Here is an 11,616-nt window from a genome sequence, read left to right as displayed (position 1 = left end):
ATTTAAATATTAAATTGAATTATTAGAAGTATGGTTTTTAACTTCAATTTCAGAAAGTGGGTAGTGTGTTTTTTCGTATTCGGATATTAGATTGACCAAGTGCCCAGCTTCTTTTCCTTCAGTGCTTTCAGGATCTGCATCGAATATTGGGCTTAACTTTTTCAAAGCAGCTTCATATTCATGGTCATTTGTGATTGAGTCATAGTTCATGAGTCCAATATCGTAAGTCGATTTTTATTTCTTCTTAATAATTGTCTCACAAGACTTTTTCTTACCTCTTTCAAATTTTTTCAAGTTTGGACTGTTTCTGTTGAATTCTTTGACGGCAAGAGCCATGTCATATTTATTTTGCATTCTAGTCCATATATCTGCACTCCCGCCAAAAACGGTCTGAATTCGAAGCGCAATATTTGGTGAAATCCCACTCTTTTCATTTACAATTTTTGAAACAGTTAACCTCGAAACTTGTAAGAGATCAGCAACCTCTCCAAGTTTAAGCTTATTAGGTTTTACTACTTCCTCAAAGAAAATTCTTCCTGGGTGAATGTAAGTTTCTACGTGTCTTTCCATTTCAATTGAATTTTTAATGATAATCTTCTAAGTCTAAATCGTATGCAGATGCAGTATGATTGTCATAGTTAAATGTAATACGCCAATTGCCTGAAATTTCAAGGGACCAGTCGCCTTTTCTATTTCCTTTTAGTGGGTGCGGTTTCAAATCGGGGAAGGGGTATAGATCATCAGGCGCTTTTTCAATACTATCTATGATATCCATTACCATTTCAATTTTCCGAATCATAGTAGATGGAAGTTTGCTTCTGTCACCCTTTATCCAATAGTTTTTTAAGGCTTTATGCTTGATACTCTTTATCATCAGATTTTGTATAGTGTAAATATACAGTATTCATTACTCAAATTCAAATATGCTTCGAAAAACAAATTTTTGTCGCAATGCTTCAGTATCATATTTATTAGATTCAAAAGAATTAGGTTATTCCTATGAAAAATAGGTGAAAAGATACAGTTCTTACTAAAAACGGGTAGAAACCCTCATCAAAAAAACTCTTACGAACGAGGTTCAAGTTTAAAATGGTCTGCTGAAGATTCTGATTTCAATACTCTTTAAACTTTGAGACTGAGACTGTTCAATTAAGTGTGTCTGCTAATTTTCAAAGTTGACACCCAAATCTCGCTTATCTTAGTTATTAATTTACTTGAAGTTTCTATTCCCAAATATCAAACTATATTCTTTCTCAATCTCTAAGACCTCGTTAGAGGAGAGGTCTTTAAACTCTTTAGTTTTTGCCCGACTTGAAAGTTTTCCGTTGTTCTGCTCCAAAAACCTTAATAAGAGCGCAACCATATCGTCGGGCATTTCGAAAGTCTCGTCGACAAAATTTTTAAACTCCTCAAATTTTGTCAGATAGTCAACCTCCTCAGGCAAGATGTTTTCGATGGTATCTTTCACACATTTATATAAAAACTCCACCTGTCTTGTTGCGTCAAAGTAACGGTAATAGTCTATGGTTTCATTAAGTACTTCTAGATTATGATCTTTGGTTTCTTTCCACTCGATCAAATCCAATAGTGGAATAGAGTAGGATTCCAACACTGATCGATAATCTGATATGCTATCAAGAATAGCTGCAGAAATTGGAAAAATAAGACCTTGTTTAGAAAATTGTTTCTTTGCCAATACATGATGGATCAAGTATCGGTGGATACGACCATTTCCATCGACAAATGGGTGAATAAATACAAATCCAAAAGCTATTACTGCAGCTGCCATAATAGGGTCGGTATCATCCAATAGTAAAAGGCGGTTTGATTCCATGAGTCCAGTCATCAAAGATTCAATGTCTTGAGGCTTTGCAGAAATGTGATCGGGTAGTGGAGAGAATGTATCCTTATCTCGTTCTCCCACAAATCCACCTTTTTTACGGTAGCCCATCTCAATAAACCGTGTATTCTCGATGACTAGTTGCTGTAATCGGCAAAGCTCTTCATGACTAAGGTCTTTTACTCCCGCCTGACCAATCGCCTGACTCCATCGTGCTGCCCTTTTACTTTTAGGGCTTTCACCTTCAATCGTGAAAGATGCCTTGGAATCCTTTAACAAAAGAAAGGCAGCAGCTCTTTGTAAGATACTCTTCCGGATTCCTTTTAAATACTGATCGTTTAATCTAACAAAATCCTGAGAGGCGTACTCTTTGATTTTTTTGGTTTTACGCACCAAAGGACAAAAGTTGATTGTACCAGGCAGGTTATTGACAATACGATGTCTGGGTGACTTTTCTCCTTTTGACAAAGTGAATTGTAGCTTATTATCAAGAAGGGTCACATAGTTTTTAATGATTAAGTCAGGTATAGGGAGCTTTTTTTCCATTAACCATTCATATAGAAACCAAATTCTGCGGGAATATTGCCCGGTTACCTCAATGGAAAGTAGCTCGAGAATTTCTCTTTCACTTAGTTTTTCAAATAGTTTTTTGAGTACCAACAAATTGATTCCTTCATATTTTAAAGCAAATACGAGATGGTGGTAGCAGCTTTCCTCTGGTTGGTATCGGGGAGTGAAAACCATCCAGGCTTCAGTTTGATAAGTTTTATGTTTTATGTTTATCAGTGCGATCACTTCAGGAATCGGAGTCTCCAATCCATAGTGTTCAATGATAGCTGGATAGCCGACGATATATCCACTTTCAGGGAGATTTCGGCCATGAAATGTGGGTGTATTAATTGAAAAGGAGGTATTATGATTCATTCTTCATGAAAAACAGGTTATTCAAAAATACTAGAAAAACAGGTTATTCACATGAAAAATGGGTAAAAAGAAATACTTTTTATGAAAAACAGGTAAATTTTATTGTTGAAAAAATTTTTATGAACCAGATTCAAATTATAACTGCCTTCAAGTTTGTTTGAGCGCGTCTTTTGGCTTCTGCTAAAATTTCAGCCACGGATTTGTTGGATAGTCCGCTTTCCTCACCTTTGATCAATTCATCTTTGAGTAAGATTTTCTCTTCAAAGTCAGCAACTAAATCCGAAAGCCTATTCAGCTCCTCAAATCCTTCTAATTCTGAATTCTCTATGTTCTCAGGCTTTACAAGCAATTCTTCTATTCTCGAAAGAGTTGCTTCATATTCTTTTTCAGTACTTATCATGACTCAGATATTTCCTAAGAATGAATTGATTTGCTCTACATACCACGTACCAAAACCTATGTTTTCGGCATCAAGCTGAAAACCTGATAGGTGATCACCTTCATATTCTACGACTTTACAATTTTGCCCAAGTGTTTCTTGAAGTTTTAGAGCATCTTGGTTCGTAGTGATTTTATCGTTGGAAGCTGTCAAAATTAAAACTGGAAGTTTAATGGATTGAATTGCTTTTTCGTAAACACTGGATTTTTCGGGAAGCAGTAACTCTTTGTCAAGCGCTATATACCGATCTATTATGGTTGAAGTGTCTGTCACGAAACCTTCTCCGATAATAAAATCAATTTTTCCTTTTATAGCTGGGTAGGCACGGGAAGCTATTGTAGTCCCCATCGACATTCCCCAAATGCCAATTTGTTTATCCTTGAATTTCTTTGAAATGTTATCGACTACAGCTTCAAGGTCTAACGCAAACTCAGTGTAGTAGAGATATTCACGTTGAATTTCAAAATCGTCACTTTTGCCAAATCCCCTATAATCAAACGTAACTACTGTATAACCTTCATTGGCTAGAATTGCGGCATAGTATACAAAATATGACATATTACCGGCATCGGGATAGGCTAGAATAATGACGGTGTCTTTTTTGTTTTCACTGTTCGCCTCATAGATCCAAGTGTTCAATTTGTAATTATCCTTAGTCGTAATTTTTAACTGTTCGTAGTTCCACGACACTGAATCCGGGGTCATTAAGTATTCCCGATCTGGATTTATAGCAATGACATTATTGAATGCTAATAAGAAAATTACTGAAATTAGGACTAGCGCTGTTTTTTTCATGTATCCATTCAGTTAAGTTTGCGATTTCTCTTTTAAGAACACACTTTTAACTGGTTGTCGCAAATTTTGCGATAACCAGTTATTTGATCAATCACCTTGACAATCGTCTTACAATTTTTCTTTTTCCCTCAAGTTGAACTATCCGGAAATTCAGGATAGTTGAATCCTTCGAAACTTTACCTCAATTCGAGTCTAGCCATCACTTCCTTGATATATTTCGATTTGGTTTTCCATTGGTGGGTACTCTTTTTCAGATTTAAAAATGACTCTCTTTTCTATCTAGATCCAAAAGTTACAATTATTAGCCTTTGACTGATTAGTGAAAAGTTAAAATTTGAAAGTTTCTGAAATCTAAAAGTGTTGAACTACCGAGAAATATTCGGTGGTTGAAAAATAGTTGAATTTAGGTCAAGTGAATGGGGGGGGGGGCGTAATACTCTTTTTATCAACTTGTTCCGAATTGGAACAGGTTGGGTCAGATTAGTATTCTTATGTTTGATGAACTATTGCATTTTTTGCAACACTTGCCATTTCAATTCATTCAATAAATTAATTGTAGTTCTCCTTTAATAAACTAGCCACCTCCTTTTCCAGTTTTCGAAAACGCGAAGGGGATGCACCAGTGAGCCAAAAAATAGGTAGAATTACAATAGCTAATTCCGTCATTGCTAATCCCGACAGTAAACCGCCTCCATAAGAGGGGGGAGATGCAAGTATCGAAATCTCATTCTCTCTAACCGTAAGTTGAACCCCTAGAAAAGTGGGTTTTTGTACAATAATACTTTTATCACCTAGTCCAAATAACTTTGACTTATAATTGCTAGGCAATTCACTTTGTAGAAAACTTAAAAGCTCAGTATTAGTAGGAGCATTTGTTACTTTGATTGTCATAGTTACAAATCGGTTGAGAGATCAAGTTGAATTTACGATGGTTCATGCTAAGATGTTGGCTTCAATCACATTCATCACCCATAAATAATTCGATTTTTGAAGATCTACTGTGTTTTACTACAAGTGGTATGTCGGAATTCCCGACCCACCATCATCTTTTTTATTTAACCAACTTACTATCTTTTTCACTAATGGGTGTCAGAACATGGCCAAACATGCTCAATACCTGATTTATCTTTGATAGGTTTAGATTTTCTTTTCCTTGCTCGATCTTTCTGACCACAGTAAGTGCTACTCCAGCTTTGTCCGAAAATTCTTCTTGAGTTAAGCCTAGTTGCTTCCTTCTTGCTTTTACAAATTCAGATATATGATTCATATTGTATGCATTTACATATAAATATATGAAAATAAGCTTACTTATATGCTTTTACGTATAAAATGTGTGATTAATAGGCTTTTTTCATACTTACTACTCAATTGAAATTGGAAATGATTTTTTTCAAATATTGTGGAAGAATCGAAATGTGAGCTATAGAAAGTTATTCTATACCTCATATTTTTTGTATTATTGAGCTATAGAAATAATTTAATACCTCATGAAATGCTTTTGAGAAAGTCTACACGCACTGGAAGATGATTTTTCAAGGCATTCTCCCGATGAATAATCGGGACAGGCTATATATCCTTTAAAAAAAGAATATAATTATATGAAATGGATTTGGGAGAAACCAGATTGGCCAAATTTCACATTTGACGCATCGGCATTCATACATTTTGAACGCGAATTTCATCGGAATACGGGTTTGATTTTAGGTGCACTTAGTTCTGTCTCTTTAGAAGATGCAGATGAACTAAGAGTGACACTTTTGAGTAATGAAGCGCTGGATACATCAAAAATTGAAGGGGAAATACTGGACAGAGATTCTGTTCAGTCATCCATCCGGGGTCAGCTAGGATTGCAGATTGATGGAAGGAGGTCAGGCCCCAAAGAAACAGGTGCTTCCCGAATGATGGTGGATCTTTATAAAAGTTACGATGAACCTCTTAATAAGGAGCGTCTTTTCAGCTGGCATCAGATGATTTTGAACGGAAGGATTGATTTAGAAATTGTAGGAGGCTATCGAGTTCATGAGGATCCGATGCAGATTGTATCTGGAAGATTGGATTTGTCTCAAGTTTTCTATGAGGCTCCGCCTTCTCACCGGGTGCCAAAAGAAATGGAAAATTTTCTTCTATGGTTCAACAGATCTTTCAGCGAAGGAATGCCCACCCTGGTTCATGCTGGATTGGCACATTTGTTTATTGAATTGATCCACCCTTTTGAGGACGGAAATGGGAGAATTGGTCGTGCTATTGCGGAAAAAGCTCTGGCGATGGGAGCCAAACACCCCTTGATTACTTCACTGTCCAGTACAATCGAGGGGAATAAAAAGGCGTATTATAAGGCCTTGGAGCGTGCAAATGGCTCGTTGGAGGTAACGGACTGGTTAGTATATTTTTCTGAAGAAGTATTGAAAGCCCAAGCCCATGTGCAAAAACTGATTTTATTTATCGTGGAAAAGTCTCGATATTTCGAGGAATTCCGGGATAGGCTGAATGAGCGTCAGTCAAAGGTAGCACTACGATTATTTCAAGAAGGACCAGAGGGTTTCAAAGGGGGGGTGAGTGCCCAGAACTACATTCGAATTAGCAAAACTTCTGCCGCTACTGCAACCAGAGATCTAGCGGAAATGGTAGCCATTGGAGCCTTAAAAAAGACTGGAAAACTGAGGCATACGCGCTACTATCTCCCGATGGGGTAAACCTCAGATTGATTTTTTCATAATCTGTTTAGGTCAAAAAATGCATGGGTTTATCTAAAACAGCAATATGCATATTTTGCATATTACTGTTTGGGCTAGCTCACCTTCATTAATTTTTTGCTAATGTGACTTGATATAACTGATTAATCTTAATAAACGAGTTTAACAAATAGCTCTTGGTACAGCCAAAAAGCTTAATCCATATTTTTATTCTCCACAACCCAACCTTCTGATTTCCCCAATGCAGGAGAATCTCCGGTGAAAAGCTTTCCTGCTTCCTCATCTCCTTTAAGCTGCCACTGATACCAGTTCAGAGCTACTCGGGCAAATTCTCCACCATATGGCTGTGCATAGGTGCCACCATGTCCGACATCCAGATTCCCCACAAATACAGGAATATGATTGATACGGCTGAAATCGTCCATTCCATTTCCATAAGCAATGTCAGATTCTCCACCCAGCAAGTAGAGGGTAGGAACTTTGATTCTTTGCAATTGTTCCTTGGTGACCTGTGGCAAGCCAGACATTCCACCTCCAGGATTCCCCAATACCCCGCTATTGAATACGCCAACAGTGCTTATTCTAGGATCATCGGCAACTTCAATAGTCTGCAGGCCTCCGCAGGACATACCGCTCACTGCAATATGCTTGGTGTCGATCTTTTGATAATAGGGGCTATTGGGATCATTATTTTGTGCAATGGCCCAATCTATGGCATCCAATAGTTTCTGCGACTTGGAACGAACATCGGTCTGCTTGGGCATGGTACCGATCGCGACGACCAGAAAACCATGGGAAGCTATTTCATTCAGGAAATTGACATGCTCCCAAGGAGAATCGTAGCAGGCTCCATTTCCCCAAGCGATCAAAGGAAGCTTGTCTGTTCCGCCAAATGCCTCGATGTTCTGGGGTCTAAATAACGTATGTGTGGGCAAACTGCTTTCTGAAGTCATTATGGCAGGATATTGACCTGTACCTCCATTTTCAATGATTTCGCTTACAGTATGTTCCTGAAAAGTAAGATGTTCTGAAAAGAAAGGCAAGGCTTTGGTTTCTATGCGTTCTGCAATGCGGTTGAGATGGTCACCTTCGTAGCTTTCATAAAGGTGCTCGATTTGGTAAGATTCCAATACCTCATGCAGCTTTTTGGTGGCCGCGCTGATACTTCTATCTTCTGTGCCGGCATCCATGCCTATGGCTTTTAGCCTTTTCAAGTTTGGGATATATTGATCAATAATGGTGAGTGTTCGGTTGGCGGTAATCTTATTGATAATTTCCTGACTGGGCGATCCGTCCTTTGCGGGTAAGTCCAGATAGAAGGGAGGATTTTGTGGGTTTGGGGCAAAAGCAGCAGAAGTAGCGAGGGCAGCTATCTCGCCAAACGATGCATTGTCAAGTTGATCAGGAGTCATGTTTTCCAACTTTGAGATCATCTCAGGATTGGTAGATGCTCCGCCGTCCATACAGCAGGGGCTCAGGGCATAGATGGCAGAATATACTTGCGGGTATTTCATCCCTAGCCGAAGTGTACCATAGCCGCCCATAGAATGTCCGGCAAGTCCTCTACTATTCTTATTGGCAAGGGTTCTGTACTTGGAATCTATGTAACTCACTAGCTCTTGGGTGACAAAAGTTTCCCAATCGCCAATGGTGGCCGAACTTGCATACATGCTCCCTTTGAACTTGTTATAAGCATTGGGCATCACCACAATCATCTCTTTGGAAGTTCCAGCGGAGAGTGACTGCTCGATCACTTTCTGAAGGTTGATCCAATGATCTTCCCATCCAAACCACTGGGAATCGGTGTCGGTAAATCCATGAAGCATGTAAAGAACAGGGAAGTTTCTCTCAGGATCAGTTTGATAAGTAGGAGGAAGATAGACGGTCACGTCTCGGTCTGCAGGATCACCAATCAGGTTTCCCTCCAGTGCGCGGCTATGTACTTTGACTCGTTCTTTGGTTCCTTGTTGTGCCTTGGTGACAGTGAATCCAAGGCATAGGAGTAGGGTTAATAGGAAAGTTTTTTTCATAGGTTAATGGGTTTAGGTTATATGTGAAAATAGGTCAAAATGAGTAGTTGTACAACTTCTCTTGGTAAGCTTAAGGAGCTATTGGCATGAAAGAATATCGAATAAGTCGGATTGAAAATACTACAATAGTTGGTTCGAGATTGAAAACTAAGTTTAGAGAGGAAAAAAGCATCCTTTATCTTGCTTGACGATTTCACCTAAGCTAGAATTATGAACAAAACGGTTCAATCCATTTCTAAATTATCATTCTCTGAATGGAAGAGCATTTTGATAAAAGTAAAAGAACGCATTGTCGAAAATAATGTAATAATTATTTCGGCTGGAGTGGGCTTTTTTGGTTTTTTAGCCATTTTTCCTGCTCTTATGGCACTCATTTCCATCTATGGGTTTGTGATGGACCCACAGCAAATTGAGGAACAGGTTTCCAAAATCAGTTCTATGATCCCGGAGCAGATGCATGAAATCCTTCAATACCGGGTGGATAATTTTATCAAACCCGAAGGAGAATCCCTAGGCTGGGGCACTTTTTTAGGAATTCTGCTGGGTATTTGGATAGGCAATCTTGCGACAAAATTCTTGTTTAGGGGAATAAATATTTCCTATGAGACCGACAGTCAAAGAGGGATCATAAAAAACAATGGACTTACATTATTATTCACTTTTGGTGCTATCATCCTAATCATTCTAAGTGCCGCCTTGATTGTGTTTTGACCAACTGAAAGACCTGCATGTCCTAGAGGATTCAAGCCGGGATTTGCTGCACCATGCAAGTCTGATCTATGATATAGGCCAATTTGTGAATTTTAAGGATTTCCATAAGCATTCTAGGTATTTGATTTTGAAGGGAAGGCTGAGGGGCTTCAACAAGAGTGAACTAACAATACTAGCCAATCTGTCCAGATACCACAGAAAATCCGGTCCAAAAAAACGTCACAAAAAGTTCAAAAAGCTGGATAAGAATTTACGTACATTGGTCAAAGGACTTTCAGGGATTTTGAGGGTCGAAGTAGGATTGGATAAAACCAAAAATCAATGGATGGAAAACGTCTATTGCATCCCTTCGGAGGATAAGCTGACCATCAAGCTATTGTGGAAAGAGAGCCTGGATCTGGAGATCTGGGAAGCACAGGCGTTTTTCGGATACCTTGGGAGAATTTTTAGGCTTGGAAGTAGAAATTGTCAAAGGTTGAGTCAATTACCTGAACGGAAGGGAAGGGGGGTAACTCTACAATTAAATAATGGTTCTACCCTTAAGTTAGTGGAGAATAGTATTGGATATGGCCCAATATAGAACGGGAACTCTGTCAGGATAGAGCCTTGAGCTGTTTATCAGTACTTTACATGGTATAATCGGCACATGGCGTACTTAATTCTGGGAGATCTCCACTAAATTCGTGGTAGAACCTAAATAATAATAATAACTACATCCCTTATTATGGAACAAATTAACGGAATGATACTTCACGACAAGCCTGTTTCTGAAGCGACCTTAAAAAAACTTTTATTAATATTTGATCGGATATATTTTTTAGATCCTATTGAAAACGATTATTTTATCCCAGGCGAAGTCGCTAAATACAAGAACGGTAGAGATATGATTATTAATGCTCCACTTCTTCCTTTATAAAATAAAGATAAACACTTCGATTTAGAATGTGATTTAATAGACAAATTTGATTATGCAATTGATAAAGGTTATTTACGTATCATTGATTTAAGAGTTAGAAAATTTTACGAAAAAAATTGGTTGCCACTTCGTCTTTCTTACGAATTTGATACTGGAAATGCCGAAATTCTAAATGTTTTGACTCGTAGAATTCAGCGAAGAGAGATTATGGAACCATATAGTGGTTTGATTCGAGCAGGATGGATATCTATAGGCAATAGTGAACCAATGAATGTTCCAAAAGCTCCTCCTATGATTAAATTATTTGATGAAGAAGAAAATAAAAAATATCAATTAGATATTCAATTATATTCAACTGTTGCAAAAATAAATCGAGGGTTATCAGTATGCGCTGAGTTTGAATTAACCCCTATTTTTATAAATAAACATATTGCCAGCGCATTTAATGAAAAATTTAATTCAGCAAAAAATAATGACGAAATTAAATTAAATAATAGATTTAATTCCTTTAATGGTGTTGATTTAAGTAATATTCAATATCTATTATATTCTATTACTGATTCTATGATTCCTGATCATGTTATAAATGAAATTCCAATTAAACAACTCATGATTGCGAGGAATAACACATTTCATGAACTGTACAAATTGAGAAGTGAATTAATAAAAGACATATCTTTTTTAACATCTACAAATTTTAGTGATGAATTCTTAAACGAAGCCTCCAATTATATCAAAAAAAGTTTAGAACCCAAACTCTCAAAGTATAAGAATTCTTTTTGGGAAGTGTTTTATAAGTTTTTGTCAATTTCAAGTGGTACTGCATTGACTTCACTTTCTGGGTATTATTTAACTCATCAGGGATTATCCCCTGAAATGATAGCATATTTAACTGGTGGCTCAGCAGTTTTTGGAGGAATATCAAACGAGTTGGTATCTCTTGTTGGTAATAAAAAAAACAAAGAATTTAGAAATACATTTTCATACTTACTCAATTTCACCGAATAATTAATATCACAAATTGTTTTTGGGTGTTCGAGATTTGTAATTATGAACCTAGATTTAGTGATTTCTAATCGTAAGAAAACCACTATGACTGCGAGTAGAATGTTTGTCTAATAATATTTTTGCATTCCAACATCCATTCTAGGTTTAGAGTGTTTAATTTGATTAGGTGTAGATTGCTTGGCCAAGCGTTTGCAACTACACCTATATATCTAATAGAGTCCCGCAAAACAATCTGGAGGAATTCGGTTAATCGAAGTTTT

General features: G+C 37.4%; 14 protein-coding genes. 5 read left to right on the top strand and 9 right to left on the bottom strand.

The genetic code is table 11. From position 1 onward, the window contains the following. Positions 1 to 9: 9 nt before the first annotated feature. The 8 genes from B050_RS0111405 to B050_RS0111370 form a co-directional block, all read right to left on the bottom strand. On the bottom strand, positions 10 to 210 hold the full coding sequence (locus B050_RS0111405) for a hypothetical protein (protein ID WP_018474048.1): 201 nt from the start codon (positions 208 to 210) through the stop codon (positions 10 to 12). A 24-nt stretch (positions 211 to 234) separates the two neighbouring features. Further along, positions 235 to 570, bottom strand: coding sequence for a HigA family addiction module antitoxin (locus B050_RS0111400; protein WP_018474047.1), 336 nt, complete (start codon positions 568 to 570; stop codon positions 235 to 237). 13 nt (positions 571 to 583) lie between these two features. Beyond that, positions 584 to 874, bottom strand: a complete 291-nt coding sequence (locus tag B050_RS0111395) for a type II toxin-antitoxin system RelE/ParE family toxin (RefSeq protein ID WP_018474046.1) — start codon at positions 872 to 874, stop codon at positions 584 to 586. A gap of 336 nt (positions 875 to 1,210) precedes the next feature. Beyond that, positions 1,211 to 2,764: a Fic family protein gene (locus B050_RS0111390; protein WP_018474045.1), complete on the bottom strand. Its 1,554-nt coding sequence runs from the start codon at positions 2,762 to 2,764 to the stop codon at positions 1,211 to 1,213. Between the two features lie 130 nt (positions 2,765 to 2,894). Beyond that, positions 2,895 to 3,164 carry a hypothetical protein gene (locus tag B050_RS22345; protein ID WP_018474044.1) on the bottom strand — a complete coding sequence of 90 codons (270 nt, stop codon included), beginning with the start codon at positions 3,162 to 3,164 and terminating at the stop codon, positions 2,895 to 2,897. A 3-nt stretch (positions 3,165 to 3,167) separates the two neighbouring features. After that, positions 3,168 to 3,998, bottom strand: a complete 831-nt coding sequence (locus tag B050_RS0111380; protein WP_018474043.1) for an alpha/beta hydrolase — start codon at positions 3,996 to 3,998, stop codon at positions 3,168 to 3,170. Between the two features lie 549 nt (positions 3,999 to 4,547). Continuing rightward, positions 4,548 to 4,889: a hypothetical protein gene (locus B050_RS0111375; RefSeq protein ID WP_018474042.1), complete on the bottom strand. Its 342-nt coding sequence runs from the start codon at positions 4,887 to 4,889 to the stop codon at positions 4,548 to 4,550. Positions 4,890 to 5,049: 160 nt separating this feature from the next. Further along, entirely contained in the window at positions 5,050 to 5,265 is a 216-nt protein-coding gene (locus tag B050_RS0111370; RefSeq protein ID WP_018474041.1) for a helix-turn-helix transcriptional regulator, read from the bottom strand. A gap of 331 nt (positions 5,266 to 5,596) precedes the next feature. Here B050_RS0111370 and B050_RS0111365 point away from each other — a divergent pair, with 331 nt between their 5' ends. Next, complete coding sequence (locus tag B050_RS0111365) at positions 5,597 to 6,691, top strand: Fic family protein (RefSeq protein WP_018474040.1); 1,095 nt, start codon at positions 5,597 to 5,599, stop codon at positions 6,689 to 6,691. Positions 6,692 to 6,885: 194 nt separating this feature from the next. On the opposite strand, the gene B050_RS0111360 is transcribed toward B050_RS0111365, so the two are convergent. Then, entirely contained in the window at positions 6,886 to 8,721 is a 1,836-nt protein-coding gene (locus tag B050_RS0111360; protein ID WP_018474039.1) for an alpha/beta hydrolase-fold protein, read from the bottom strand. 210 nt (positions 8,722 to 8,931) lie between these two features. Here B050_RS0111360 and B050_RS22340 point away from each other — a divergent pair, with 210 nt between their 5' ends. From B050_RS22340 to B050_RS0111340, 4 genes are all read left to right on the top strand, one after another. Then, entirely contained in the window at positions 8,932 to 9,432 is a 501-nt protein-coding gene (locus B050_RS22340; RefSeq protein ID WP_018474038.1) for a YihY/virulence factor BrkB family protein, read from the top strand. Further along, entirely contained in the window at positions 9,422 to 10,012 is a 591-nt protein-coding gene (locus B050_RS0111350; RefSeq protein ID WP_018474037.1) for a hypothetical protein, read from the top strand. Before B050_RS22340 ends, B050_RS0111350 begins: the two co-directional genes overlap by 11 nt. A 144-nt stretch (positions 10,013 to 10,156) precedes the next feature. Continuing rightward, positions 10,157 to 10,348 (top strand): hypothetical protein, encoded by a 192-nt coding sequence (locus B050_RS23450; protein ID WP_018474036.1) that lies wholly within the window; start codon positions 10,157 to 10,159, stop codon positions 10,346 to 10,348. A gap of 120 nt (positions 10,349 to 10,468) precedes the next feature. After that, positions 10,469 to 11,356: a hypothetical protein gene (locus B050_RS0111340; protein ID WP_157492743.1), complete on the top strand. Its 888-nt coding sequence runs from the start codon at positions 10,469 to 10,471 to the stop codon at positions 11,354 to 11,356. Positions 11,357 to 11,616 lie beyond the last annotated feature (260 nt).

Source organism: Echinicola pacifica DSM 19836, from assembly GCF_000373245.1.
Classification (GTDB): domain Bacteria; phylum Bacteroidota; class Bacteroidia; order Cytophagales; family Cyclobacteriaceae; genus Echinicola; species Echinicola pacifica.
The sequence above is the reverse complement of the archived record's forward strand: the minus strand, read 5'-3'. Positions and strand labels throughout refer to the sequence as shown.

What these genes read in the sequence shown, in the direction of transcription:
- B050_RS0111405 (WP_018474048.1), bottom strand. Translation starts at nt 210, where the DNA reads ATGAACTATGACTCAATCACAAATGACCATGAATATGAAGCTGCTTTG.
- B050_RS0111365 (WP_018474040.1), top strand. Translation starts at nt 5,597, where the DNA reads ATGAAATGGATTTGGGAGAAACCAGATTGGCCAAATTTCACATTTGAC.
- B050_RS0111370 (WP_018474041.1), bottom strand. Translation starts at nt 5,265, where the DNA reads ATGAATCATATATCTGAATTTGTAAAAGCAAGAAGGAAGCAACTAGGC.
- B050_RS0111390 (WP_018474045.1), bottom strand. Translation starts at nt 2,764, where the DNA reads ATGAATCATAATACCTCCTTTTCAATTAATACACCCACATTTCATGGC.
- B050_RS22345 (WP_018474044.1), bottom strand. Translation starts at nt 3,164, where the DNA reads ATGATAAGTACTGAAAAAGAATATGAAGCAACTCTTTCGAGAATAGAA.
- B050_RS0111360 (WP_018474039.1), bottom strand. Translation starts at nt 8,721, where the DNA reads ATGAAAAAAACTTTCCTATTAACCCTACTCCTATGCCTTGGATTCACT.
- B050_RS0111395 (WP_018474046.1), bottom strand. Translation starts at nt 874, where the DNA reads ATGATAAAGAGTATCAAGCATAAAGCCTTAAAAAACTATTGGATAAAG.
- B050_RS0111375 (WP_018474042.1), bottom strand. Translation starts at nt 4,889, where the DNA reads ATGACAATCAAAGTAACAAATGCTCCTACTAATACTGAGCTTTTAAGT.
- B050_RS0111380 (WP_018474043.1), bottom strand. Translation starts at nt 3,998, where the DNA reads ATGAAAAAAACAGCGCTAGTCCTAATTTCAGTAATTTTCTTATTAGCA.
- B050_RS0111400 (WP_018474047.1), bottom strand. Translation starts at nt 570, where the DNA reads ATGGAAAGACACGTAGAAACTTACATTCACCCAGGAAGAATTTTCTTT.
- B050_RS22340 (WP_018474038.1), top strand. Translation starts at nt 8,932, where the DNA reads ATGAACAAAACGGTTCAATCCATTTCTAAATTATCATTCTCTGAATGG.
- B050_RS23450 (WP_018474036.1), top strand. Translation starts at nt 10,157, where the DNA reads ATGGAACAAATTAACGGAATGATACTTCACGACAAGCCTGTTTCTGAA.